The organism is Streptomyces sp. NRRL F-5135 (genome assembly GCF_000719775.1).
Classification (GTDB): Bacteria; Actinomycetota; Actinomycetes; order Streptomycetales; family Streptomycetaceae; genus Streptomyces; species Streptomyces hebeiensis.
On sequence record NZ_JOHR01000002.1, the window covers coordinates 147,976 to 172,304 of the forward strand.

Sequence of the window (24,329 nt, forward strand, 5' to 3'; positions counted from 1 at the left end):
GGGCCGCCAGATACGCGGGTACAGAGGGGCGGGAGGGGGGCGTAGGGGCGCGCGGGCAAGGGAAGGGGAGGGAGGCAGGGGAGACGGAGGCGAGGGGTGTTGCCTCTCCGTGTTCGGTTCCGTACCGGTCGTCGTTCCGGGCCGCCGGTCAAAACGGCCGCCGCGGGTCGTACGGCCGATCTCGAACATACCGGGACCTCCGGGAAGGCGCCCATGGTGATCGAAAGGGGACCGGATACGCTGACTTGAGTGATGACAACGACACATCGACAATCCGTGTGATCGTCAGCAGACAGGAGTACCTCTCGTGACCGTCGTGGGGCCGTTCGGGCTGAGCGTGCGGGACCAGGCTCTTGAGGCCGATGTCCAGGCGGGGTTGGCGGCCGTGGAGGCGGGCCTGCTCGACGCCACCAAGAGCGATGTGCCCTTCATCACGGAGGCCGCTCAGCATCTGGTGCGGGCCGGTGGCAAGCGCTTCAGGCCGCTGCTGGTGATCCTCGCGGCGCAGTTCGGCGATCCGGACGCGCCGGGCGTGGTCCCGGCGGCCGTCGTCGTGGAGCTGACGCACCTGGCGACGCTCTACCACGACGACGTGATGGACGAGGCGGAGGTCCGCCGCGGCGTGGACAGCGCCAACGCCCGCTGGGGCAACTCGGTGGCCGTCCTCACGGGTGATTTCCTGTTCGCCCGCGCCTCGCACATCCTGGCGGATCTGGGCCCAGAGGCCGTCCGGGTCCAGGCGCAGGCATTCGAACGGCTGGTCACGGGCCAGATCCTGGAGACGGCGGGGCCGCGTGACGGACGCGATCCGGTCGAGCACTACATGGACGTGCTCGGTGGCAAGACCGGTTCGCTGGTGGCCGTCTCGGGCCGGTTCGGCGCGATGGTGTCCGGTGCGGACGAGGCGGTCGTGGACATCCTCACGCAGTACGGGGAACGGCTCGGCATCGCCTTCCAGCTCGCCGACGACGTCCTGGACATCGCGAGCGATTCGCACGAGTCCGGCAAGACGCCCGGCACGGATCTGCGCGAGGGGATCCCGACGCTGCCGGTGCTGCTGCTGCGCGCCGAGGCCGAGGCCCACCGGCGCCCGGAGGACTTGGCGCTGGTCGAACTGCTGGCGGGCGACCTGGCGGACGACGCGCGGCACGCGGAGGCGCTCCGCCTGCTGCGCGCGCACCCGGCGCTGGAGCGGGCGAGACGGGAGACCGTGCGGTACGCCGAGGCGGCACGGGCGATGCTGGCGCCGCTGCCGGAGTGCGACGCGAAGCGGGCGCTGGAGGAGCTGTGCGACGCGGTGGTGCACCGGGCCGGGTGAGGCGGCCCTGGCGTCCGCTGTGTGGCTGACGGGTCCCTGACAGTTTCGGCTCCCGCCCGGCGTGCGCGCGACCGGGGGCGGTCGTGCGGGCCGGTCGTGCGGGTCGGCCGTGTGAGTTGCCCGTGTGAGTTGGCCGTGCGAGTTGAGGGCTGTCCGCCGCTGTACATCTCAGGGTCCGGGCCCGTACGTCATCCCAGAGCAGTACGGGAAGTTGCTCCCGGGGGCTGACGCCTACAGACGGCTGATTTGGTCAGATGGTTAACACCACTCCTTACCAATTCAGGTGAGACTGGCGGCGCGGGGTGGACGCGGGCAACGGACGGAAGCCGCCGACCACGGAGGTAGGGCACACATGGCACCGAACGACAGCGCACAGGCCACGGAGGAGGACAGGGAGCCCGGCGCGCTCCGCCGCAAGGCGACGCGCTACGCGGTTCCCGTCGCGGTGGCGGGCGTGGCTGCGGCGACCATCGGGCTCGTCCCGGCACTCGCCGCCACCGGCGACCCTGATCTGCCGAGGATCAGCGCGCAGCAGCTCATCGAGAAGATGGCGGCCTCGGACACCGAGCAGCTCTCGGGCTCGGTGAAGATCACCACGGACCTGGGTCTTCCGTCGCTGGCGGGCCTCGGCGACATGATGGGCGGTTCGCCCGCCCTCAAGGGCGGCGGGGGCGGCCAGGGGGACGGCTCCGCCGCGGACCCGGCCGCCAAGCTGGCGGAACTCAGCTCGGGCTCGCACACCCTGCGCGTCGCGGTGGACGGCGCCGACAAGCAGCGCCTCTCGATCGTGGACGACGCCGCCGAGTACAGCCTGATCCACAACGGCGACGAGGTCTGGGCGTACGACAGCGCCTCCAACGAGGCCTACCACGCGAAGTCCCCGGGGTCCTCCGAGACGTCGAAGGGCGGCGCGGACAGGGACGGGCACAAGGACGGGCACAAGGGCGGGGGCGCGTCGAGCGACGAGCTCCCGGCGACTCCCCAGGACTTTGCCGAGCAGGCGCTGAAGGCGGTCGGCGACACGACCTCCGTGACGGTCGACGGCACCTCGCGGGTCGCCGGGCGGGACGCGTACCAGCTGTTGATCAAGCCCAAGCAGTCGGGCTCGACGGTCGGTGCGATCAAGGTCGCGGTCGACTCCGAGACCGGCACCCCGCTCAAGTTCACGCTGGCGCCCAGCAGCGGTGGCAAGGCCGTGCTCGATGTCGGGTTCACCGACGTGGACTTCGCCAGGCCCGCCGCCTCGACGTTCGACTTCACTCCGCCCAAGGGCACGAAGGTGACGGAGGGCGAGAAGTCCGGGAAGGAGCCCCGGAAGGCCCCCCAGGGCCCGCGCGGCCCGCAGGGTCTGCCGCTGCTGCCCGGCGGTGACCATGACGGCCAGGGCGGCATGAAGGTCATCGGCGAGGGCTGGACCGCGGTCTACGTGCTGGGCGAGGGCGCGGGCAGCCACGAGGGCGCGCAGTCCGGGAAGGCGGAGAAGCAGGAGAAGTCGGCGAAGCCGGAAGGCATGCCGGCGGACGCCGAGAAGCTGCTGGGCTCGCTGGGCAACCGGGTCGACGGAAAGTTCGGTTCGGGGACGGTCTTCGAGACCCGGATCGTCAACGCCCTGGTGACGGACGACGGCACGGTCTACGCGGGCGCGGTGACGAAGGAGTCGCTGCTCAAGGCCGCCAACGAGGCGAAGTGACGCCGGACTGAGGCAGGACCGGCGCGGAACGCGGAACGCGGAACCGACGCGGGAACGAGCCGCCCCGTCGCACCTCGTGTGCGGCGGGGCGGAACGCTGACCGGCGCCGGTCCGTTCAGGAAACGGGGCTCCGCGGTCGATGACGGACGACGAGGAGCGGGACGGACGTCGAGGGGAGGACGGGCCGTGGGTGCCGGACCGGGTACGCACGCGCACGACGGGATCGCGGCGGGCGACGGCGCCGTGATCGAGACGCGCGGTCTCACCAAGCGCTACCGGGGTGGCCGGCCCGCGGTCGACCGCCTCGACCTCGCCGTGCCCGCCGGCAGCGTCTTCGGCTTCCTCGGGCCCAACGGATCGGGAAAGACCACCACGATCCGGATGCTGCTGGGCCTGATCGCGCCGACGGCCGGTTCGGTCAGGCTCCTCGGCCGGCCGATGCCCGGCGCGGGGCGCGCCGTCCTGCCCGAGGTGGGGGCGCTGATCGAGGGCCCCGCGCTGTACGGGTACCTGTCGGGCCGGGACAACCTCCTGCGGTACGACTCCGCCGACCCGACGGCCGACCCCCGGACGCGTACCGCGCGGGTGGCAGCGGCGCTGGACCGGGTGGGGCTGGCCCCGGCGGCGGGGAAGAAGGCCAGGGCGTACTCCCTCGGCATGAAACAGCGGCTCGGCCTGGCGTCGGCGCTGCTGCGCCCGCGCCGGCTTCTGGTGCTGGACGAGCCGACCAACGGACTGGACCCGCAGGGCATGCGGGAGATCAGGGCGCTGGTGCGGGAGCTGGCGGCGGAGGGCACGACCGTTTTCCTCTCCTCGCACCTCCTCGACGAGATCGAGCAGGTGTGCACGCACGTCGCGGTGATGACCCGGGGGCGGCTGATCACTCAGGGGACGGTCGCCGAGCTGGCGGCCGGGACCCGCGGCCGTCTCGCGGTCACGACGCCGGACACGGGCGAGGCGGTCCGGGTGCTGGCGGGGCACGGGGTGACGGACGTGAGCGTGGCGGGGGACAGGGTGAGCGGCCGGCTCCCCACGGAGGACATGGCGGCCGCGGCAGGCACGGCAGGCACGGCAGGCGCGGCAGGCACGACAGGGACGGCCGACGGGGCGGGTGCGGCAGGCGGGGCGGCGTCCGTGGATCCGGCCGATCTCAACGCCGCCCTCGTCCGCGCCGGAGTGCGGGTACGGGCGTTCGGCGTCGAGCGGGTCTCCCTCGAGGACGCCTTCGTCGCGCTGACGGGGGAGGGCTTCGATGTCGCGGGCTGAGCCCCCTGCCGCCACGGCGGGGCGGGGAGCGAAGGAGAGCGTTGGCGTGGACCCCGAGGCGGGCGTGGACCCCGAGGCGGGTGCGGGCCCCGGGGCGGGCGGCGGTCGTGACGCGGGTACCGGTCGCGAGGCCGGTGCCCCGGTCCGGGCGCGGCGGCCTTGGTGGACGCCGGCGCTCGTCCGCTCCGAGCTGACCATCACCTTCCGCCGCTGGCGCACGGCCGCCCTGCTGGCCGTCCTCGCGGCCGTACCGGTCCTCATCGGCATCGCCGTACGGATCGAGACGGGCGGTGGCGGAGGGGCCGGGGGAGCCGGCGGGACCGGCGGCGGCCACGGCATGACGGGTGGCGGTGGCCCCGCCTTCCTCACCCAGGTCACCAACAACGGCCTGTTCCTGGTCTTCGCCGCCCTCGCCGCGACCCTGCCCGTCTTCCTGCCGATGGCGGTCGGCGTCATCGCGGGTGACGCGGTCGCGGGCGAGGCCGGCGGCGGGACGCTGCGCTACCTGCTGGTGGCACCGGCGGGGCGGACGCGGCTGCTGCTCGCCAAGTTCGTCTCCACCCTGGCCTTCTGCCTGGCCGCGACGCTCGTCGTGGCGGCCTCCGCGCTGGCCGTGGGGGCACTGCTCTTCCCGCTGGGAGAGGTCACGACCATCTCGGGAACCCGGATATCGTTCGCCGAGGGGCTGATACGGGCCGCGCTGATCGCGGTGATCGTCGCGGCCTCCCTGGCCGGCGTCGCCGCGCTCGGCCTGTTCGTCTCCACCCTGACCGGCAGTGGGATCGCCGCGATGGCGGCCACGGTGGGCCTGGTGATCACCGCGCAGATCGTGGACACGATCCCGCAGTTGCACGCGATCCAGCCGTACCTCTTCCCGCACTACTGGCTCTCGTTCGCGGACCTGCTGCGCGAGCCGGTCCACTGGGAGGAGATCGGCAGGAACCTGGGACTTCAGGGGCTCTACGTGGCGGTGTTCGGGTCGGCCGCGTGGGCGCGCTTCACGACGAAGGACATCACGTCGTGACCGTCGGCGCAGGGGCCGCTCGGGCCGCAGGGACCGCTCGGGCCGCAGGGACCGCCGGGGCCGCAGGGTGCGCCATCGGTCACGGGACCGCCCGCGTGCGCGGTGTACGTACGCGTACACCGCGCACGCGGGCGGGTCGGTGTGCGGGCCTGCGCCACGCGGGGGTTCGTGACTACGCCGACAGCTCCCAGAGCGCGTAGGCGATCGCGTCGCTGTTGCGGTCGAGCGCCGTGTCGTTGATGTTCGACGTGGTGTCGCAGGAGCGGTGATAGCAGTTGTCGAAGGCCCGGCCGGAGGTGCCGCCCCACTTCTGCGCCTGCGCGGCGGTCTTGATGTAGTCGGCGCCGCTGAACAGCCCGCCGACCGGTATGCCCACGTTCTTGAACGGGGCGTGGTCGGAGCGGCCGTCGCCCTCCGTCTCGATCTCCGTCGCGACGCCGAGGCCCGCGTAGTAGTCCTTGAACGTCTGCTCGATCGTGGGATCGTCGTCGTAGACGAAGTAGCCGGGGTTCGGGCTGCCGATCATGTCGAAGTTCAGATAGCCGCTGACGCGGGCGCGGTTCGCGGAGGACAGGTTGTTGACGTAGTACCGCGAGCCCACCAGCCCCAGTTCCTCCGCGCCCCACCAGGCGAAACGGAGGTGTTTGGCCGGCGCGAGCTTGGCGCGGGAGACGGCGAGCGCGTTCTCCAGGAGGGCGGCCGAACCGGAACCGTTGTCGTTGATACCGGCGCCCGCCGTGACCGAGTCCAGGTGGGAGCCGGCCATGATGACCTGGTTGGTGTCGCCCCCCGGCCAGTCGGCGATCAGGTTGTAGCCCGTGGCGCCGCCCGAGGTGAACTGCTGGACGGTGGTGGTGAAGCCCGCCGCGTCCAGCTTGCCCTTGACGTAGTTCAGGGACGCGAGATAGCCGGCGCGGCCATGGGCACGGTTGCCGCCGTTGGCCGCGGCGATCGACGACAGCTGCGTCAGGTGTGCCTTGACGTTGGCGAGCGGGATGTCGGGAGCGGCGAGGACGCGCGCCGCCGGGGCGGGCGCGGGCGCCACGGCCGCGGGTGCCAGGGGGGCGGGCGCCGCCGTGGCGGCAGGCGCGGCACCGGCCAGCAGTCCGGTGAGAGCGAGGCCGACGGCGCCCGTCAGTCTCGCCTGACGGGCGGGTATTCGACCGGGGACGGAAAGTCTCATGTGGGGGCTCCGGATTCCGAACGGGGACAGGACGGAAGTGCGGGACGCCCCACGACGGTCGGGCCGTGGGGCGTGTGGAGCGGTTGTCGCGTGGTGGGGTGCGTTTGAGCGTTGCGCGCGCTGAATGGTCAGTGCTCCGCCGAGCTGACGTCAAGGGCGCGAACGGGACACGGGAGTTCGCCCGGAGGCGGCGCGGGGGGCCGGGAGGCCCGGGGGACAGGCGGCCGGCCCGGGGGACAGGCGGCCCGAGGGACGGGCGGCTACGCCACGCAGAACTCGTTCCGTTCGGGGTCGAGCATGAGTGTCCACTCGCCCCCGTGCTCCTTGACCTGGCGCACCACCGTCGCCCCGAGCTCCTCCAGCCGCTCGACCTCGGCGGCACGGCCTCCGGGGCCGCTGTGCACGTCGATGTGCAGCCGGTTCTTCGCGGAGGTGTCCGTCTTCCGCTCCGGTACCCGCTGGAAGAGGATCCGACGGCCGAGCCCCGTACCGCTGGTCTCGTCGTAGGGATCGTCCGGATGGCGGACGGCGATCAGGTCACGAAAGGCACGCCGGCCGTGTGATTCCACGGTGGCGGCGGCCGGCACCTGGCCGAGCGCCAGCAGCCGGTCGACGAGGGCGCTGTTGTCCTCGACGACGTACCCGAGTGCCGCTGCCCAGAAGTCGGCCTGGGCGTGGGGGTCGTTGGCGTCGATGACGAGTTTCCAGTGCAGAGGCATGGGAACACTTGTACTAGTCGGGCGAGAGGGGTGCAACGGATATGCCCGGCCCGCCGCCCCGGTGGCGCGGGCGGTTCCGCCTCAGCCGGCCGGTTCGCGGGTGTCGGGGGACGCGGACTCCGCCGCCCCGGCCCGCGGGGCGCGCCCATCCGGCCGGTCCCGCGCGTCCGTGCGGACCGGCGGGGCCTCGGTGGCCGGTGTCGCCCGCGCCGCCGAGGCCGCCAGTCGCAGCGCCTGGGCCCTCGTACGCCGGGCCGTTCGCAGCGCGTCGGCCGTCAGGAGTGTCAGCGCCAGCCAGACGAGCGAGAAGCCGGCCCACCGCTCCGGGGGCATCGCCTCGTGGAAGTAGAGGATGCCCAGCAGGAACTGGAAGACAGGGGCCAGGTACTGGAGCAGGCCCAGGGTCGACAGCGGTACGCGGATCGCCGCCGCGCCGAAGCAGACCAGCGGCAGCGCGGTGATCAGGCCCGTCGACGCGAGCAGTGCCACATGGCCGGCGCCCTCCGAGCCGATCGTGGCCCCGCCCGTGGCGCTCAGCCACACCAGATAGCCGAGCGCGGGCAGGAACAGGACCGCCGTCTCCGCTGCCAGGGACTCCAGGCCGCCGATGTTGACCTTCTTCTTGACCAGGCCGTACGTCGCGAACGAGAAGGCCAGCACCAAGGAGATCCACGGCGGGCGCCCGTACCCGACGGCCAGCACCACCACCGCCGCGCCACCGACGAGGACCGCCGCCCACTGGGCGGGCCGCAGCCGCTCCTTGAGCAGCAGGACGCCCAGGGCGATGGTCACCAGGGGGTTGATGAAGTAGCCCAACGACGCCTCGACGACCCGCCCGGCGTTGACCGCCCAGATGTAGAGACCCCAGTTGACGGTGATGACGGAGGCCGCCACCGTGATGAGCCCCAGCTTGCGCGGCTCCCGCAGCAGTGCGCGGATCCAGCCCCAGCGGCGCAGCACCAGCAGCCACAGGGCCACCAGCGCCAGCGACCAGACCATCCGGTGGGCGAGGATCTCCATCGCCCCGGCCGGTTCCAGCAGCGGCCAGAAGAGCGGGACCAGCCCCCACATGCCGTAGGCGCCGATCCCGTACAGCAGACCCGCCCGCCGCTCGGTGTCCGCTCGCCGCCCGGTGTCCGCCCGCACCGGCCCTCGCCCTCCCACTGGTCCTCCCCCTGCGTGTGCCGTGGCCCGTGCGCGGCCCGGCGGTACCGCTGACGGTAGCGCCGGGCCGGGCGGGGTGTCATGCCCGTATCGCCATACGGTCATGACCATGGACGAACGGACCGGCGGTTTGCGGGGGTTCGGGAGCAGGGAGTGACGAATGCGGGCGGGGGAGGAGAATCAGGAAGCGAGGGCCTTGGCCACCGTCTCGGCGAGCGGGGTGGTCGGCCTGCCGATCAGCCGGGCCAGGTCGCCCGGCGTCGCGGCGAGCAGCCCGCGCTCGATCGCCTTGTCCACGTCCACCAGGATCTCGGCCATGGGCGCGGGCACTCCCGCGCCGGTGAGGACGGAGAGCAGCGTCTCGGCCGGCACGTCGTTGTAAGCGATGGTCCGGCCGGTCCGGCGCGTGAGCTCCGCCGCGTACTCCGCGAGGGACCATGCCGTGTCGCCGCTCAGCTCGTACGCCTTGTTCAGGTGGCCCTCACCCGTCAGGACGGCGGCCGCCGCCTCGGCGTAGTCCACCCGTGCGGCGGAGGCGATCCGGCCCTCGCCCGCGCTCGCTACGACGGCGTCGTGCGCCAGCACCGGCGCGAGGTTCTCGGTGTAGTTCTCGGTGTACCAGCCGTTGCGCAGGAAGGTGTACGGCAGCCCGGAGTCCAGGATCAGCCGCTCCGTCACCTTGTGCTCGTCGGCCAGCTTGAAGTCGGCGTCGGGACCGCCCAGCACCCCCGTGTACGCGAGCTGTGCCACGCCCGCGGCCTTGGCCGCCTCGACGACCGCCGTGTGCTGCGGCACGCGCCGGCCGACCTCGCTGCCGGAGATCAGCAGCACGCGGTCGCCGGCCCGGAACGCCGGTGCCAGCGTCCGCGGGGCGCTGTAGTCCGCCACCCGCAGCCGGACACCGCGTGCCGCGAGGGGCGCGGCCTTCTCCTCGTCCCGGACGACGGCCACGATGCCTTCGGCGGGCACGGCGGCGGCCAGCAGGGCTTCGACGACCAGCCGGCCCAGGTGTCCGGTGGCTCCGGTGACAACGATGCTCATGGGGAGGTGCTCCAGTTCGTACGATTCGTATCGCTCTGATGCTCACCCTAGGGAGCGCGCTAACCAAAGGAAAGTGCCCACTTTGAAGTAAGGTACTGGTATGAGCGTAAGCAAGATGTCGGCGCCGGACGTCAACCAGTCGATGTGCCCCTCCCGGCAGGTGCTGGAGCACGTCACCAGCCGCTGGGGCGTCCTCGTCCTCGCCGCCCTCCTGGAACGCTCCTACCGGTTCAGCGAACTGCGGCGCACGGTCGGCGGGGTCAGCGAGAAGATGCTCGCGCAGACGCTCCGGACCCTGGAGCGGGACGGCTTCGTCCGCCGCGACGCCCAGGCCGTCATCCCGCCGCGCGTGGACTACTCGCTGACCGAGCTGGGCCGCGAGGCCGGCGAACAGGTGTGGGGTCTGGCGCGCTGGGTGGAACGGCGGATGGACGAGGTGTCCGAGGCCCGCCGGGGGTACGACGAAGCCCGGACCTCCTGAGAGGCCCGGGCCACGGTTGCCCGACCGGCGGGCCGGCCGACGTACCGGTCCGGACGACCCGGCCGCGCCGGCCCGCCGGCGGGTCCGGCCTCCGGTCCGGTTTCCGGCCCGACCGGCCTCCGGTCCGGTTTCCGGCCCGACCGGCCTCCGGTCCGGTTTCCGGCCCGACCGGCCTCCGGACCGGCCGACGATCTAGCCGACGACCGTCCACGTGTCGCCGCCGGCCAGCAGCTTGGCCAGGTCGCCCTTGCCCTGCTGCTCCACGGCCGTGTCCAACTGGTCGCTCATCAACGTGTCGTAGACGGGGCGCTCCACGTCGCGCAGCACGCCGATGGGCGTGTGGTGCAGCGTGTCCGGGTCCGCGAGGCGGGACAGCGCGAACGCCGTCGTCGGACTGGCCGTGTGCGCGTCGTGCACGAGGATCCGCGACTCGTTCTCCGCCGTGACGGTCACGACCTCCAGGTCGCCGGTCGCGGGATCCCGGACGACACCCTTCGAACCGTCCGCGCCGAAGCGGATCGGCTGCCCGTGCTCCAGCCGGATCACGGCCTCCTCCGCACGCTCCTTGTCCTTCAGGACCTCGAAGGCGCCGTCGTTGAAGATGTTGCAGTTCTGGTAGATCTCCACCAGGGCGGTGCCGGGGTGGGCGGCGGCCCGGCGCAGCACCTCCGTGAGGTGCTTGCGGTCGGAGTCGACCGTACGGGCCACGAACGACGCCTCCGCGCCGATGGCCAGCGACACCGGGTTGAACGGCGCGTCCAGCGAGCCCATCGGCGTGGACTTGGTGATCTTCCCGACCTCGGAGGTCGGGGAGTACTGGCCCTTCGTCAGCCCGTAGATCCGGTTGTTGAACAGCAGGATCTTCAGGTTGACGTTCCGCCGGAGCGCGTGGATCAGGTGGTTGCCGCCGATGGAGAGCGCGTCGCCGTCACCGGTGACCACCCAGACGGACAGGTCGCGGCGCGAGGTCGCCAGACCCGTGGCGATGGCGGGCGCCCGGCCGTGGATGGAGTGCATCCCGTAGGTGTTCATGTAGTACGGGAAGCGGGAGGAGCAGCCGATGCCGGAGACGAAGACGATGTTCTCCTTGGCCAGGCCCAGTTCGGGCATGAAGCCCTGGACCGCGGCCAGCACCGCGTAGTCACCGCAGCCGGGGCACCAGCGGACCTCCTGGTCCGACTTGAAGTCCTTCATGGACTGCTTGGCCTGGGCCTTGGGGACCAGCGTCAGCAGCTCGTTCGTGTCGATCGCGTCAGACATCGATGGCCTCCTTGAGAGCCGTGGCGAGCTGCTCGGCCTTGAACGGCATTCCGTTGACCTGGTTGTACGAGTGGGCGTCGACCAGGTACTCGGCCCTCAGCAGCGTGGCGAGCTGGCCGAGGTTCATCTCCGGCACCACGACCTTGTCGTAGCGCTTCAGGATCTCCCCCAGGTTGCGCGGGAAGGGGTTGAGGTGGCGCAGATGGGCCTGGGCGATCGCCGTGCCGTTCTTGCGCAGCCGGCGGACGGCCGCGGTGATCGGCCCGTACGTGGAGCCCCAGCCCAGCACCAGGGTGCGCGCGCCGTCGGGGTCGTCGACGACCAGGTCCGGCACCTGGATGCCGTCCACCTTGGCCTGGCGCGTGCGCACCATGAAGTCGTGGTTGGCCGGGTCGTAGGAGATGTTGCCCGTGCCGTCCTGCTTCTCGATGCCGCCGATGCGGTGTTCGAGTCCGGGCGTGCCGGGCACCGCCCAGGGGCGCGCCAGCGTCTCGGGGTCGCGCTTGTACGGCCAGAACGCCTCGGTGCCGTCCGGCAGCTCGTGGTTGGGCCCGGTGGCGAACGGGACACGCAGGTCGGGCAGTTCCGCGGGCTCCGGGATCCGCCAGGGCTCGGAGCCGTTGGCGAGGTAGCCGTCGGAGAGCAGGAAGACCGGCGTACGGTACGTCAGCGCGATCCGCGCGGCCTCCAGCGCGGCGTCGAAGCAGTCGGCCGGGGTCTGCGGTGCGACCACCGGCACCGGCGCCTCGCCGTTGCGCCCGTACATCGCCTGGAGCAGGTCCGCCTGCTCGGTCTTGGTCGGCAGCCCGGTGGAGGGGCCGCCGCGCTGGATGCCGACGATCAGCAGCGGCAGCTCCAGGGAGACGGCCAGGCCGATCGTCTCGGACTTGAGCGCCACTCCTGGACCGGATGTGGTGGTCACGGCGAGGGCACCGCCGAAGGCCGCGCCCAGCGCGGCGCCGATGGCGGCGATCTCGTCCTCGGCCTGGAAGGTCCGTACGCCGAAGTTCTTGTGCCGGGACAGCTCGTGCAGAATGTCCGAGGCCGGGGTGATCGGGTACGAGCCCAGGTAGACCGGCAGGTCCGCCTGGTGGCCGGCCGCGACCAGGCCGTACGAGAGCGCCAGGTTGCCGGAGATGTTGCGGTACGTACCGGTCGGGAACGCGCTGTCCGCCGGGGCGACCTCGTAGCTGACGGCGAAGTCCTCGGTGGTCTCGCCGAAGTTCCAGCCCGCCCGGAAGGCGGTCACGTTCGCCTCGGCGATCTGCGGCTTCTTGGCGAACTTGGCGCGCAGGAACCTCTCGGTGCCCTCGGTCGGCCGGTTGTACATCCACGACAGCAGCCCGAGCGCGAACATGTTCTTCGAGCGCTCGGCCTCCTTGCGGGAGAGGCCGAACTCCTTCAGCGCCTCGATCGTGAGCGTGGTCAGCGGCACCGGGTGCACCTGGTACCCGTCCAGCGAGCCGTCCTCCAGCGGCGAGGTGAGATATCCCACCTTGGCCATCGGCCGCTTGGTGAACTCGTCGGTGTTCACGATGATCTCGGCGCCGCGCGGTACGTCGCCGATGTTGGCCTTCAGCGCGGCCGGGTTCATCGCGACGAGGACATTGGGCGCGTCACCGGGCGTGAGGATGTCGTGGTCGGCGAAGTGCAGCTGGAACGAGGACACGCCCGGCAGGGTGCCGGCGGGCGCGCGGATCTCGGCCGGGAAGTTCGGCAGCGTCGACAGGTCGTTCCCGAACGACGCCGTCTCCGAGGTGAACCGGTCGCCCGTCAGCTGCATCCCGTCGCCCGAGTCGCCCGCGAAGCGGATGATGACCCGGTCCAGACGGCGGACCGCCTTCTCGCTCTCCCCCTCGCCGCGCGTGCTCTCGCCGCGTTCGCTCCCGTCCGGGACGGCGCCCGAGCCGTCCCGGGGCCCGGGTCCGTGGCCCGTGCGAGAACGGGGAGAGGTGGGGGACGTGTGAGACGCGCGAGGCGCGGATCCGGAGCGCGGGGCACGCTGCTCACCGACGGCGCCGCCGTTCTCACGGGCGCCGTCGGCCTCGTCGGCGTGCTCGGCTGGGCTACTGACCTGGCTGGTCACTGAACTGGACCTCCCTGGAGGCGACGGCTCGGAACTGGCCGGCCACCGGGCAGTCCCGGAGGCCACCCTACGTCGGTAAGGGTCGCCTTCCCTGGAGGGACCATATGGTGGACGCCCTTTTGAGACAATCTGATGTGCCAGTTTGTCATGCCTTGCCTGCCCTTCGGCCGCTTCCGGTGCCGTTCGCCGCACCTCATCCTTTAGTTCTAGGTCCAGTGGTTCCAGAACCGCGGGCCCCGGCGCGGTGTTCCGGAGACCGCGGCTCCGACGCCCGCGCTTCCCGGGCCGGTGCTCACGGGGCCAGGGGGTCCGCGGCGATCCCGCTTCAGTTGCGCAGGTACGTCAGCACCGCCAGCACCCGGCGGTGGTCGCCGTCGCTGGGGGAGAGGCCGAGCTTCTGGAAGATGTTGCTGATGTGCTTCTCCACCGCGCCGCCACTGACCACCAGCTGCCGGGCGATCGCCGAGTTCGTCCGCCCCTCCGCCATCAGGCCGAGCACCTCCCGTTCCCGGGCGGTCAGCCCCGCCAGCGCGTCCTGCTTCCGGCTGCGCCCCAGCAACTGGGCCACCACCTCCGGGTCCAGCGCGGTCCCGCCCGAGGCGACCCGTACCACCGCGTCCACGAACTCCCGGACCTCCGCCACCCGGTCCTTGAGCAGGTAGCCCACCCCTCTGCTGCTGCCGGCCAGCAGCTCCGTCGCGTACCGCTCCTCCACGTACTGCGACAGGACCAGCACCCCGACCCCCGGATGGTCCCGGCGCAGCCGCACGGCCGCGCGCACCCCCTCGTCGGTGTGCGTCGGCGGCATCCGTACGTCCGCGACCACCACATCCGGCAGCAACCCCTGGGCCGCCAGGTCACCGACCGTCTTCACCAGCGCGTCCCCGTCCCCCACCCCGGCGACCACGTCGTGCCCCCGGTCGGTCAGCAACCGGGTCAGGCCCTCCCGCAGCAGCACGGAGTCCTCGGCGATGACCACCCGCACCTTGTCGTTCACGACGTCGAAGCCCCCTGGCTGAGATCTGTCCGCCCCTGGAGGGGCGAGCGAATCCCGCCCCTCCCACAGCATCCCAGCATCCGGACCGCTCCATGCCCGGGCCGAGGGCGGGGCGGCCCCGGAGCCGTACGGGGACGGGCAGGCGGGGCCGGTGCGCATGAGGCCGACGCGCGCCGCGGGGCTCAGGTCCGCCAGGGCAGCTCCACCGTCACCGTCGTCGGTCCGCCGTCCGGGGAGTCGGTCACGAGGATCCCGTCCACCGCGTCCAGCCGCTCCGCCAGGCCGGTCGGCCCGCCGGTCGCCGTCCGGTCGGCACCGCCTCTGCCGTCGTCTGTGACCTGGAGCATCAGCCGGTCCGACGCCCGCCACACATCCACGGTGGCCCGGGTGGCCCGGGTGGCCCGGGCGCGCTCACCGATGTCCCGGAGCAGCTCGCAGACCGTGAAGTAGGCGATGCCCTCGATCGCCGGGGCAGGGCGGGAGGGCAGCTCGACCTCCACGGCCACCGGGACCTCGGAGCGTGAGGCGACCGCGGACAGCGCCGCGTCCAGACCGCGGTCGGTGAGCACCGCCGGGTGGATCCCCCGTGCCAGGTCGCGCAGCTCCCGCAGCGCGGTCTTCACCTCGCCGTGCGCCTCGCCGACCATGCGCGCCGCGGCCTCCGGGTCCGTCGGCAGCTTCTCCTTCGCCTGCCCCAGATCCATGGCCAGGGCCGCCAGCCGGGCCTGGGCGCCGTCGTGCAGCTCCCGTTCTATCCGGCGCAGGTCCGCCGCCGCCGTGTCCACGACCACACCCCGGTCCGACTCCAGCTCCGAGACCCTGGCCGCCAGCGGGGACGGCCCGAGCAGCCCGGCGATCAGCAGCCGGTCCACGCTCGCCAGGCCCCGGATCACCCATGAGGAGAGGAGGACGAGCACCAGCCCGATCGCGCTGGTGGCGGCTATCTCGAACGGGGTGTCGAGAAAGAGGCCGTTCCCCCTGCCGTCGCTGTACAGGGCGATACCGTCCTGACCGAGATGGCGGGGGAGAACCCACTGCCACAGCGGATAGAGGAGCAGCGACCAGCCCGCGGCCGAGAGGGTCAGGGAGACGACGAAGGCGAAGACCGCCCAGGGCATGTGCAGCACCGCGTAGAGGAGGTGGCGCCAGGACACCCCGCTCTTGAGGACCGCGCCCACCCAGGGCAGCAGCCCGCTCCTGCGCCCCCTGACCGGAGCCGGTTCCGTCATCCTCAGCCCCAGCAGCGCCCGGGCCCGGGCCCGCTCCAGCACTCCGAAACCACGGCAGCCGGCCAGGGCCGCGGCGAGGACCGGGACGCCGAGGAACGTGACGAGCAGCCCAGCGGCGAGCGAGAACATGGTGACGGCGTAGACGAACATCAGCACGCTGATCGGCAGGCTCAGCAGCAGATGGCCGAACGCCCGCCAGGTGCGCCCCTCGACCGGCGCGCGCAGTGCCGGGGGAAGGACATGGCGCCGCCCTCGAGCCGCGCCGTACCCGCCGCCGTACGAGTCGCCGCGGTTCCCGGCATACTCCCCGTCGTTCCTGTCGTACGTTCGGTCATACCTGCCGTCGTACCCGTTCAGGTGGGTGTCCGTGGCCATCGTGAGGTCCGTTCTGCCTGGATGCGGGAGCGGGGAGAAGAGCGGGGAGGGAACTGGGAAGAAGCGGGAAGAAGGGGGAGAAGCGGGTGAACCTCCGTCCATGTCCTCCATGTCCTCCATGCTTCCGGGCCCGCGGACCCCGCGCCATGAGGTCGTTCTCACTCTTTCGTTCGGGTTTTCCCCACCCCCGGCGGAAGACCGGGTGCCACCTCACGCCCCCGGGCGACGCCGCCACGGCAGCTCCGCCGTGACCACCGTCGGCCCGCCGGGCGGCGAGTCGCAGACGAACAGCCCGTCGACCGCGCCGAGCCGCTCGGCCAGCCCCGCCATGCCCGTACCGCCGGCCGGCCGGGCGCCGCCGCGCCCGTCGTCCCGTACCTGGATCAGCAGCCGGTCGTCCGTCCGCCACACATCCACGGACGCGGCACGCGCCGCGCTGTGCTTGCTGACGTTCTGGAGCAGCTCGGAGACCGTGAAGTAGGCGATGCCCTCGATCGCCTCGGCCGGCCGCTCCGGCAGGTCGACGTTCACCACGACTGGAACCGTGCAGCGTGAGGCGACGGCGGACAGCGCCGCGTCCAGACCCCGGTCCGTCAGGACGGCCGGGTGGATGCCGCGCGCCAGGTCGCGCAGCTCCTGAAGGGCCAGTTTCACCTCGCCGTGGGCCTCGTCGACCATGCCGGCGGCCGCCTCCGGGTCCTCCAGCAGTTTCTCCTTCGCCAGGCCGAGCCCCATGGCCAGGGCCACCAGCCGGGCCTGGGCGCCGTCGTGCAGGTCCCGTTCGATCCGGCGCAGGTCGGCCGCCGCCGTGTCGACCACCACGCCCCGGTCCGACTCCAGCTCGGCGATGCGCCGTTCCAGCTCGTCCGACGGGGACAGCAGCCCGCGCACCATCGCCCGGTCGGCGTTCGCGAGCGCACGCGCCACGTAGGGCAGGACCGGCCAGAACACGAGCAGGCCCACCAGCGTGACGGCGAACGTCACGGCTCCCCACGGCAGCCGCATGAACGAGAACAGCACCGTCCGCCACGCCACCGGATCCTTCAGGCCGGTCCACAGCCGGTTCAGCGGTCCCCGTGGGCGGTGGCCCCTCTTACGCCCGTTCAGCGGGCTCGGCTCGTCGATCCGTACGCCCAGCAGCGCCCGGGCCCGGGCGCGTTCCGCCCGGCCGAGTCCCCGTGCCCCCGCGAGACCGAGCACGAGCAGCGGCACCCCGATCACCGTCACCGACAGCGCGGCCCCCAGCGCGGTGGTGCACACCGCGTAGACGAACCCCATCACCACGTACGGCAGGTTCAGCAGGAGATACCCGATCTCCCGCCACGTCTGCGGGGCGTACGCGGGACGGACGGGCGGCGGCCGGTCGTCGTCCCCGGGGGATCCGGCGGAGCCCGTGAGGGAGTCGGCGGAACCCGTGGGGAAGCCGATGGAGTTCGTGGGGGCGCCGCCGGGGGAGCCGCTTCTCGCTGTCATGGGAACCAAGCGTGCCCGGCTTCCCCGACGCGAGCCATGGGGGTGCTGGGTGCGGCTCGGTGGGGATAACCCCACCTGAGCTCCCCCCGAGTCCCACCTGAGCTCGACCCGAGTCCCGTCCGAGCCCACCTGCGTCCCGCCTGAGCCCCGCCTGAGCCCCGCCTGAGCTCCCGGAGAGACGGCCCTGCCCGGGCCCCCCTTGGCAGGGCCTAGACTCCGTGAGTACAGATCGTTGAAGAAGCGCTACGGAGTCAGGGAGCGAGGGGCGGACGTGTCGCAACCGACCGTTCTCGCGTCGGAGTACTTCCAGAGCTATTCGGTGGTCGGTCTGCTCGCGGTCGTCGGTGTGCTGTTCGTCGCCGTGGCCTTCGGAGCCGGCCGACTGCTGCGGCCGGTGGTGCCGACGCCGGAGAAGATGCTCACGTACGAATGCGGCGTGGACCCCGTGGGCGAGGGCTGGGCACACACCCAGGTCCGCTACTACGTCTACGCGTTCCTCTACGTGATCTTCGCGGTCGACTCGGTCTTCCTCTTCCCGTGGGCCACCGTCTTCGCCGCCCCCGGGTACGGTGCGACGACCCTGGTCGAGATGTTCGTCTTCCTCGGCTTTCTCGCCGTAGGACTGCTCTACGCATGGAAGAAGGGCGTCCTGGAATGGACGTGACCCCCGCTCCCGAGTCGCCGCCCGAGCCGACGGGCGTGCCGCTGCCGGAGCCGAGGCGCCTCGGCGTGCTCTCCCGGCTGGCCCCCGAGCCCATGAAGGTGGTCCTGAACTGGGGCCGCCGCTACAGCCTGTGGGTCTTCAACTTCGGGCTCGCCTGCTGCGCCATCGAGTTCATCGCCGCCTCCATGGCCCGCCACGACTTCATGCGGCTCGGCGTGATCCCCTTCGCGCCCGGTCCGCGTCAGGCCGACCTGATGGTCGTGTCCGGCACGGTCACGGACAAGATGGCCCCCGCCGTCAAGCGGCTGTACGAGCAGATGCCCGAGCCCAAGTACGTGATCTCCTTCGGCGCCTGCTCCAACTGCGGCGGACCGTACTGGGACTCCTACTCCGTGACGAAAGGCGTCGACCAGATCATCCCGGTTGACGTGTACGTGCCGGGTTGCCCGCCCCGCCCCGAGGCGCTGCTCCAGGGCATCCTCAAGCTCCAGGAGAAGATCGCCCGCGAGTCGCTCGGCGAGCGGTACGCCCAGCAGGGCGCCCGTACGCCGGTCGACGCCCTGCGCAGCGGCCTGGTCGCCGCCCCGCCGACGCCCGGCGAGGGAGGCACGCCATGACCGCCAACGGTGAGCAGGAGCCGAAGCAGCCGCAGACACCGCAGGAACCGCGGGCACGGCACGAGTCGCAGTCGCCGAAGGAGCCGTGCGGCGGGTACGACCGGCTGCCGGACGCCGCCGCCGAGATCTTCGGCGAGGGCGCCTCGGCCGAGTCGGCCTACGGCCTGCTGACGGTCGACGTCCCCGCGGCGTCGTGGCTCGACGCCCTCGAAACCGCCCGCGACCGGCTGGGCTGCGTCTATTTCGACTGGCTGAGCGCCGTCGACGAACCGGGCACGGGCTTCCGCGTCTGCGCCCATGTCGTCGCCCTGGCCGACGGTACGGTGCGCAGGCTGCTGGTCCGTACGACCGTGCCGCACGACGCGGCCGTCCTGCCCTCCGCCGTGCACGTCTACGCGGGTGCCGCCTGGCACGAACGGGAGACGCACGAGATGTTCGGCGTCTCTTTCACCGGCCACCCTCATCTCGCTCCCCTGCTGCTCCCCGAGGAGTTCGAGGGGCATCCGCTGCGCAAGGACTTCGTCCTCGCGGCGCGGGTCGCCAAGGCCTGGCCGGGTGCCAAGGAGCCGGGGGAGTCCGAGCACGGTGGGCCGAAGCGCCGCCAGATGCTCCCGCCCGGAGTCCCCGACCCGAACGAGTGGGGCCCCCTCAAGGGGCAGCTCCCCCCGGCCCCGGCCCGTCCCGCGCGCGGTGCCCGGGCCGCCGGCGGCGCTGCCGCCCGGGCGACGGGAGCGGCCGGCGAGCGCCCCGCCCGCCGGACGCGCAGCGCGTCCGAGGGCTCGGCCGGCAGCCGCGCCGCGGGGGGAGCCCCCAGCCGCGCCGCGACGGGAGCACCGTCCGGGACGGGCGTACGGCCCGAACCCACCGATACCGCCGAGCCCGCCGGGACCGCTGAGCCCGCCGGGAAGGCGCCGCCCTCCTCGTCCGACGCGCCCTGGCACAGCCCCCGTCCGGCCTTCGCGGACCGGCCCGAGCGGGACGGTCCGCGGACCGACGGTCCGCGCACGGACAGCCCGCGCACGGACAGCCCGCGCACGGACAGCCCGGGGGCGGGCGACCCGCAGACGGACAGGCCCGAGAACGGCTCGCAGAGCGACCGACCCGACCGTGACCGTCCCGAAGGTCCCGAAGGAGACGCGTGAACGACGCACTCGACGTCGCCCTCCGGCTGGTGGTCGTCTTCGCCGTGTTCCTGGTCGTCCCCCTGGTCGTGGGGCAGACCGAACACAAGGTCATGGCCCACATGCAGGGCCGCCTCGGCCCCATGCACGCGGGCGGCTTCCACGGCTGGGCCCAGCTCGTCGCCGACGGCGTGAAGTTCGTCCAGAAGGAGGACGTGGTCCCGGCCGAGGCCGACCGCCGGATCTTCCAACTGGCCCCGGCCGTGGCCCTCCTGCCGTACCTCCTGGTCCTGGTCGCCATCCCGATCGGCCCCGGCGAGGGAGCGGTCGGTCAGGTCGTCGACGCCGGCATCTTCTTCGTACTCGCCGTGATGGGCGTCGGCGTACTCGGATCGCTGATGGCGGGGTGGGCCTCGGCCAACAAGTTCTCCCTCCTCGGCGGTCTGCGTACGGCCGCGCAACTCCTCGCGTACGAACTGCCGATGCTGCTCGCCGCCGCCTCCGTGGCCATGGCGGCCGGCACCGTCTCGCTGCCCGGCATCGTCGGCGCCTTCGAGTGGTGGTGGCTGCCCTGGCAGATCGTCGGCGCCCTCGTCTTCTTCGTGGCCGGTCTCGCCGAACTCCAGCGCCCTCCCTTCGACATGCCGGTCGCCGATTCCGAGATCATCTTCGGCGCGTACACCGAGTACACCGGACTGCGCTTCGCGCTGTTCCTGCTCGCCGAGTACGCGGGCATCGTCGTCCTGTGCGGGCTGACGACCGTCCTCTTCCTGGGCGGCTGGCACGGCCCGTTCGGCGCCGACGGGCTCGGCTGGGTCTGGACACTGCTCAAGACCGCCGTCCTCGCGTTCGTCGTCATCTGGCTGCGGGTGAGCTACCCGCGGCTGCGCGAGGACCAGTTGCAGAAACTCGCCTGGACCACCCTCATCCCCCTCGCACTCGCGCAGATCGCGCTCACCGGCATCGTGAAGGTGGCGATCGCTTAAATGCCTTCGATTCCCGGCTCCGGCCTGGCCAAGGGCCTGGCCGTCACCCTGCGGACGATGACGAGGAAGTCCGTCACCCACCAGTACCCGGAGGCCCTGCCCGAGCTCCCGCCCCGTACCCGCGGGGTCATCGGGCTGTTCGAGGAGAACTGCACGGTCTGCATGCTCTGCGCCCGTGAGTGCCCCGACTGGTGCATCTACATCGACTCCCACAAGGAGACGGTCCCCGCCGCGGCCCCCGGCGGCCGCGAGCGCAGCCGCAACGTCCTCGACCGGTTCGCCATCGACTTCTCGCTCTGCATGTACTGCGGTATCTGCATCGAGGTCTGTCCTTTCGACGCGCTGTTCTGGTCGCCGGAGTTCGAGTACGCGGAGACCGACATCCGCGAACTCACCCACGAGCGGGACAAGCTCCGCGAGTGGATGTGGACGGTGCCCGAGCCGCCCGCCCTGGACCCGGGAGCGGAGGAGCCGAAAGAGATCGGCGCCGCGCGCAAGGCGGCCGAGAAGGCCGGGAAACTCGCGGCCGCGCAGCGGCAGGAGCAGGCACAGGCACAGGCTCCGGGGCGCGAACGGGAACAGGAGGGCGGCGAGTGACCTTCGCAGCGACCGTGGCCACAGCGGCGACCGCGGCCACCGCGACGAGCACGCACCCGGCGGCCCCGGCGGCCGGTCCCGGATTCCTGTCGCCGACCGGCGTCGAGATCGCCTTCGTGCTCGTCGGCCTCGTCACCTTCGGCGCGGCCCTCGTCACCGTCACCACCCGGCAACTCGTGCACGCGGCCCTCTGGCTGGTCGTGGCGCTCGGCGGCCTGGCCGTCGAATACCTCCTGCTGACCGCCGAGTTCATCGCCTGGGTACAGGTCCTGATCTATCTCGGTTCCGTGGTGGTCCTCCTGCTGTTCGGACTCATGCTGACCAAAGCGCCCGTCGGCCGCTCCCCGGACGCCGATTCCGGCAACCGCCCGGCCGCGCTGGCGGTGGCCGTCGCCGCGGCCGCCGCCCTCGTCTGGGTGGTCGTCGACGCCTTCCGCACGACCTGGATCGACCTCGGCGGCCCCGCCCAGGGCTCCACCGAGGTCACCGGGCGGATGCTGTTCCAGAACTGGGTACTGCCCTTCGAGGCCCTGTCCGTCCTCCTCCTGGCCGCCCTGGTCGGCGCCGTCGTCCTCTCCCGCAAGCGCGGCGCTTCCGACGGCGGCCACGGCAGCGACAAGGAGCGGCAGCGCTGATGCATCTCGCCTATCCCGCCGTCCTCGCGGCCCTCCTGTTCGCCACCGGGCTGTACGGGGTGCTCGCGCGCCGCAACGCGATCCTCGTCCTGATGTCCGTCGAGCTGATGCTCAACGCCGTCAACCTGAACCTGGTCGCCTTCGACGTCTGGCTCCGCGACACGCTCCACGCCGGCCAGGCGCTCACCCTCTTCGTCATCGCCATCGCCGCGGCCGAGATCGGCATCGGCCTGGCCATCGTCCTGATGGTCTACCGCAACCGCGGCACCTCCGACGTCGACCGGCTCCGCGACAACGCCGAGGGCCCGGACGACGACACCTCCCCGGACGACCCGACCGCCGCACCCGCGCCCAAGGACGAGAAGGCCGAGGCCACCGCGTGACGACCACGACCCTCGCCGTCCTCGTCCCCCTCCTGCCGTTCCTGGGCGCCGCCGCCGGGCTGCTGCTGGGCCGGACCGCGCCCGGATTCGTACGCCCCCTGGCCGTGCTGCCCACGCTCGCGGCGGCCGTGCTCGCCGTCGTCGTGGCCATACGCCAGGGCGGCGGCGCCGGTGCCGGGAAGGCGCCGCTGGAGGCCGCCACCCAGCTCACGCCCACCGGCTCGGTCCCCATCGACCTCGCCCTGTACATCGACGGCTTCGCCGCCCTGGTCGCCGTCCTCGTCGGTGTCGTCGCCTCGTGCGTGCAGATCTACTCGACGGGCTACCTGCGTGGCGACCCGCGTTACCCCTCGTACGCGGCGCTCGTGTCCCTCTTCACCTCCGCGATGCTGCTCGTCGTCTACTCCGGCGACCTCATGGTGCTGCTGGTCGGCTGGGAGATCATGGGCATCTGCTCGTACTTCCTCGTCGGCCACTACTGGGAGACGCCCGAGGCCCGCGCCGCCTCCCTCAAGGCGTTCCTGGTCACCAAGCTCGGTGACGTCCCCTTCCTGATCGGTCTGTTCGCGCTCGCCGCCGACGCCGGCACGTTCCGGATCGACGGGGTCCTGCGGACCGTCGCGGACGGCGGTCTCGGCAACCCCACCCTCGTCGCGCTGCTGCTGCTCGCGGGAGTGGTCGGCAAGTCGGCCCAGTTCCCGCTGCACACCTGGCTGCCCGACGCGATGGCGGGCCCCACCCCCGTCTCCGCGCTGATCCACGCCGCGACCATGGTCGCCGCCGGTATCTACTTCGTGGCCCGTCTCCTCCCCGTGTTCGCGGCCTCGACGGCCGCGCTGGCCGTGCTGGCCGTGCTGGCCGCGATCACCATGGTCGGCTCGGCGCTGGCCGCCATCGCCCAGGACGACATCAAACGCGTGCTCGCCTACTCGACCATCGGCCAGCTCGGCTACATGTCCGGCGCCCTGGCCGTCGGGGACCGCGGCGCCGCCGTCTTCCACCTCATCTCGCACGGTGCGTTCAAAGCCCTCCTCTTCCTCGGCGCCGGCGTGATCATCCACGCCGCGGGCACCAACTCGCTCGCCGCCATGTCCCGGACGCACGGCCTGGTCCGGCGCATCCCGGACGCCTACTGGACGATGACGGTCGGTCTGCTCGCTCTCGCCGCCATCCCGCCCTTCGCCGGCTTCTTCTCCAAGGAGTCCGTCCTCGTCGCCGCCGAGCACACCGCCCTCGACGGCTCGGCCACGGCGCCCGGCGCCGCCGGCTGGACGGTTCTGCTCGCCGGTCTGGTCACCGCCCTCCTCACGGCCGCCTACGCGACCCGCCTGTGGCTGCTCGCCTTCCGGGGCCGGGGCGAGGAGGCCCCGGACCACGGCAAGCAGCCCCTGTCGATGAACGCGGTCCTGTGGCTGCTGGCCGTCCCCTCCCTCGGTCTCGGCCTGACGGTCGGCCGGCTCGCCGGCTGGTTCGACGGCCGCGACCTCGCGCCGAACCTCACCACCTCCGTCCTCGGCACCGGTGCCGCCCTCGTCGGCGGACTGGTCACCTACGGCTGCTGGCGGCACACCACGGCGCTGGCCGCCCGCACCCCCCTCGGGGCCGTCGCCGCCCACCCCGACGCCGAACCCGCGCTCTCCGAGGCGGAAGCCATCGAGACCCACACCCCCGCCTACGGCAACATCGCCGCCGCCCCCGACCCGGCGGACCCCGGCCGGCTGCTGCTCGGCCCGCTGCACCGCCACGCCGCGGCCGGCTTCCACCTCGACGCCCTGTACCACCACCTGTTCGTACGCCCCGTGTCGGCGGCGGCCGGGCTGGTCCGTTTCCTCGACCGCGAGGTCGTCGACACGTACGTACGCGGCGCGGGCACCGGAACCCGCCGGCTCGGCGCCGCCGTACGCCGGGCCCAGACCGGCAACGTGCAGACCTATCTCAGCGCCCTGCTCGCCGGCTCCGTCGTCCTGGCGATCGCCGCCGTCCTCGTCGCCGCCGGAGCGTGAGCCGTGATCGATATCAG

22 protein-coding genes are annotated in these 24,329 nt (G+C 72.3%); 13 read left to right on the plus strand and 9 right to left on the minus strand.

Annotated features, from left to right (window positions below; all coding sequences use genetic code 11):
* Positions 1–307: 307 nt before the first annotated feature.
* The 4 genes from IG02_RS0104450 (at position 308) to IG02_RS0104465 (ending at position 5,298) form a co-directional block, all read left to right on the plus strand.
* Positions 308–1,318, plus strand: a complete 1,011-nt coding sequence (locus IG02_RS0104450; protein ID WP_030742080.1) for a polyprenyl synthetase family protein — start codon at positions 308–310, stop codon at positions 1,316–1,318.
* 352 nt (positions 1,319–1,670) lie between these two features.
* A complete protein-coding gene (locus tag IG02_RS0104455; protein ID WP_030742082.1) occupies positions 1,671–3,008 on the plus strand; it encodes a LolA family protein in 1,338 nt (445 codons plus the stop codon).
* Between the two features lie 186 nt (positions 3,009–3,194).
* Entirely contained in the window at positions 3,195–4,274 is a 1,080-nt protein-coding gene (locus IG02_RS0104460; RefSeq protein ID WP_037802250.1) for an ABC transporter ATP-binding protein, read from the plus strand.
* Positions 4,261–5,298 (plus strand): ABC transporter permease, encoded by a 1,038-nt coding sequence (locus IG02_RS0104465; protein WP_030742086.1) that lies wholly within the window; start codon positions 4,261–4,263, stop codon positions 5,296–5,298. Before IG02_RS0104460 ends, IG02_RS0104465 begins: the two co-directional genes overlap by 14 nt.
* 172 nt (positions 5,299–5,470) lie before the next feature.
* Here the strand turns inward: IG02_RS0104465 and IG02_RS0104470 are convergent, their stop codons facing one another.
* The 4 genes from IG02_RS0104470 to IG02_RS0104485 all read right to left on the minus strand — a co-directional run bounded on the left by IG02_RS0104470 (position 5,471) and on the right by IG02_RS0104485 (position 9,405).
* Entirely contained in the window at positions 5,471–6,481 is a 1,011-nt protein-coding gene (locus IG02_RS0104470; protein ID WP_030742087.1) for a M28 family metallopeptidase, read from the minus strand.
* A gap of 260 nt (positions 6,482–6,741) precedes the next feature.
* Entirely contained in the window at positions 6,742–7,200 is a 459-nt protein-coding gene (locus IG02_RS0104475) for a VOC family protein (RefSeq protein WP_030742088.1), read from the minus strand.
* An 81-nt stretch (positions 7,201–7,281) separates the two neighbouring features.
* Positions 7,282–8,271 (minus strand): EamA family transporter RarD, encoded by a 990-nt coding sequence (gene rarD, locus IG02_RS0104480; protein ID WP_051764481.1) that lies wholly within the window; start codon positions 8,269–8,271, stop codon positions 7,282–7,284.
* A 273-nt stretch (positions 8,272–8,544) separates the two neighbouring features.
* Entirely contained in the window at positions 8,545–9,405 is an 861-nt protein-coding gene (locus tag IG02_RS0104485) for an SDR family oxidoreductase (RefSeq protein WP_030742092.1), read from the minus strand.
* Between the two features lie 100 nt (positions 9,406–9,505).
* Between IG02_RS0104485 and IG02_RS0104490 the strand changes: the two genes are divergently transcribed.
* On the plus strand, positions 9,506–9,886 hold the full coding sequence (locus IG02_RS0104490; protein WP_030742094.1) for a winged helix-turn-helix transcriptional regulator: 381 nt from the start codon (positions 9,506–9,508) through the stop codon (positions 9,884–9,886).
* 192 nt (positions 9,887–10,078) lie between these two features.
* On the opposite strand, the gene IG02_RS0104500 is transcribed toward IG02_RS0104490, so the two are convergent.
* The 5 genes from IG02_RS0104500 to IG02_RS0104520 form a co-directional block, all read right to left on the minus strand.
* Positions 10,079–11,146, minus strand: coding sequence for a 2-oxoacid:ferredoxin oxidoreductase subunit beta (locus IG02_RS0104500; protein ID WP_030742098.1), 1,068 nt, complete (start codon positions 11,144–11,146; stop codon positions 10,079–10,081).
* Positions 11,139–13,232, minus strand: coding sequence for a 2-oxoacid:acceptor oxidoreductase subunit alpha (locus tag IG02_RS0104505; protein ID WP_030742100.1), 2,094 nt, complete (start codon positions 13,230–13,232; stop codon positions 11,139–11,141). The genes IG02_RS0104500 and IG02_RS0104505 overlap by 8 nt, the downstream gene beginning before the upstream one ends.
* Before the next feature lie 325 nt (positions 13,233–13,557).
* Positions 13,558–14,217 carry a response regulator transcription factor gene (locus IG02_RS0104510; RefSeq protein ID WP_030742102.1) on the minus strand — a complete coding sequence of 220 codons (660 nt, stop codon included), beginning with the start codon at positions 14,215–14,217 and terminating at the stop codon, positions 13,558–13,560.
* 194 nt (positions 14,218–14,411) lie between these two features.
* Positions 14,412–15,833, minus strand: coding sequence for a sensor histidine kinase (locus tag IG02_RS0104515; RefSeq protein WP_037802253.1), 1,422 nt, complete (start codon positions 15,831–15,833; stop codon positions 14,412–14,414).
* Positions 15,834–16,043: 210 nt separating this feature from the next.
* Complete coding sequence (locus tag IG02_RS0104520; RefSeq protein WP_078854195.1) at positions 16,044–17,306, minus strand: sensor histidine kinase; 1,263 nt, start codon at positions 17,304–17,306, stop codon at positions 16,044–16,046.
* Between the two features lie 232 nt (positions 17,307–17,538).
* Here IG02_RS0104520 and IG02_RS0104525 point away from each other — a divergent pair, with 232 nt between their 5' ends.
* Genes IG02_RS0104525 through IG02_RS0104560 form a run of 8 tightly spaced genes read left to right on the plus strand, consistent with a single transcriptional unit; the run spans position 17,539 to position 24,312 of the window.
* Entirely contained in the window at positions 17,539–17,970 is a 432-nt protein-coding gene (locus IG02_RS0104525) for an NADH-quinone oxidoreductase subunit A (RefSeq protein WP_037802254.1), read from the plus strand.
* Positions 17,961–18,587, plus strand: a complete 627-nt coding sequence (locus tag IG02_RS0104530; protein ID WP_030742110.1) for an NADH-quinone oxidoreductase subunit B — start codon at positions 17,961–17,963, stop codon at positions 18,585–18,587. The genes IG02_RS0104525 and IG02_RS0104530 overlap by 10 nt, the downstream gene beginning before the upstream one ends.
* Positions 18,584–19,729 carry an NADH-quinone oxidoreductase subunit C gene (locus tag IG02_RS35905; RefSeq protein WP_078854196.1) on the plus strand — a complete coding sequence of 382 codons (1,146 nt, stop codon included), beginning with the start codon at positions 18,584–18,586 and terminating at the stop codon, positions 19,727–19,729. Before IG02_RS0104530 ends, IG02_RS35905 begins: the two co-directional genes overlap by 4 nt.
* Entirely contained in the window at positions 19,726–20,694 is a 969-nt protein-coding gene (locus tag IG02_RS0104540; RefSeq protein WP_030742114.1) for a complex I subunit 1/NuoH family protein, read from the plus strand. Before IG02_RS35905 ends, IG02_RS0104540 begins: the two co-directional genes overlap by 4 nt.
* Positions 20,695–21,291 (plus strand): NuoI/complex I 23 kDa subunit family protein, encoded by a 597-nt coding sequence (locus IG02_RS0104545; RefSeq protein WP_030742115.1) that lies wholly within the window; start codon positions 20,695–20,697, stop codon positions 21,289–21,291. It begins immediately after the preceding gene.
* Positions 21,288–21,926, plus strand: a complete 639-nt coding sequence (locus IG02_RS0104550) for an NADH-quinone oxidoreductase subunit J (protein ID WP_078854197.1) — start codon at positions 21,288–21,290, stop codon at positions 21,924–21,926. Before IG02_RS0104545 ends, IG02_RS0104550 begins: the two co-directional genes overlap by 4 nt.
* A complete protein-coding gene (gene nuoK / locus IG02_RS0104555) occupies positions 21,926–22,309 on the plus strand; it encodes an NADH-quinone oxidoreductase subunit NuoK (protein ID WP_030742118.1) in 384 nt (127 codons plus the stop codon). The genes IG02_RS0104550 and nuoK overlap by 1 nt, the downstream gene beginning before the upstream one ends.
* Complete coding sequence (locus IG02_RS0104560) at positions 22,306–24,312, plus strand: NADH-quinone oxidoreductase subunit L (RefSeq protein ID WP_030742119.1); 2,007 nt, start codon at positions 22,306–22,308, stop codon at positions 24,310–24,312. Before nuoK ends, IG02_RS0104560 begins: the two co-directional genes overlap by 4 nt.
* The last annotated feature ends 17 nt before the right edge of the window (positions 24,313–24,329 follow it).

What these genes read in the sequence shown, in the direction of transcription:
- IG02_RS0104490 (WP_030742094.1), top strand. Translation starts at nt 9,506, where the DNA reads ATGAGCGTAAGCAAGATGTCGGCGCCGGACGTCAACCAGTCGATGTGC.
- IG02_RS0104515 (WP_037802253.1), bottom strand. Translation starts at nt 15,833, where the DNA reads ATGGCCACGGACACCCACCTGAACGGGTACGACGGCAGGTATGACCGA.
- IG02_RS0104520 (WP_078854195.1), bottom strand. Translation starts at nt 17,306, where the DNA reads ATGACAGCGAGAAGCGGCTCCCCCGGCGGCGCCCCCACGAACTCCATC.
- IG02_RS0104465 (WP_030742086.1), top strand. Translation starts at nt 4,261, where the DNA reads ATGTCGCGGGCTGAGCCCCCTGCCGCCACGGCGGGGCGGGGAGCGAAG.
- IG02_RS0104500 (WP_030742098.1), bottom strand. Translation starts at nt 11,146, where the DNA reads ATGTCTGACGCGATCGACACGAACGAGCTGCTGACGCTGGTCCCCAAG.
- IG02_RS0104530 (WP_030742110.1), top strand. Translation starts at nt 17,961, where the DNA reads ATGGACGTGACCCCCGCTCCCGAGTCGCCGCCCGAGCCGACGGGCGTG.
- nuoK (WP_030742118.1), top strand. Translation starts at nt 21,926, where the DNA reads ATGCATCTCGCCTATCCCGCCGTCCTCGCGGCCCTCCTGTTCGCCACC.
- IG02_RS35905 (WP_078854196.1), top strand. Translation starts at nt 18,584, where the DNA reads ATGACCGCCAACGGTGAGCAGGAGCCGAAGCAGCCGCAGACACCGCAG.
- IG02_RS0104545 (WP_030742115.1), top strand. Translation starts at nt 20,695, where the DNA reads ATGCCTTCGATTCCCGGCTCCGGCCTGGCCAAGGGCCTGGCCGTCACC.
- IG02_RS0104470 (WP_030742087.1), bottom strand. Translation starts at nt 6,481, where the DNA reads ATGAGACTTTCCGTCCCCGGTCGAATACCCGCCCGTCAGGCGAGACTG.
- rarD (WP_051764481.1), bottom strand. Translation starts at nt 8,271, where the DNA reads ATGTGGGGGCTGGTCCCGCTCTTCTGGCCGCTGCTGGAACCGGCCGGG.
- IG02_RS0104475 (WP_030742088.1), bottom strand. Translation starts at nt 7,200, where the DNA reads ATGCCTCTGCACTGGAAACTCGTCATCGACGCCAACGACCCCCACGCC.
- IG02_RS0104455 (WP_030742082.1), top strand. Translation starts at nt 1,671, where the DNA reads ATGGCACCGAACGACAGCGCACAGGCCACGGAGGAGGACAGGGAGCCC.
- IG02_RS0104485 (WP_030742092.1), bottom strand. Translation starts at nt 9,405, where the DNA reads ATGAGCATCGTTGTCACCGGAGCCACCGGACACCTGGGCCGGCTGGTC.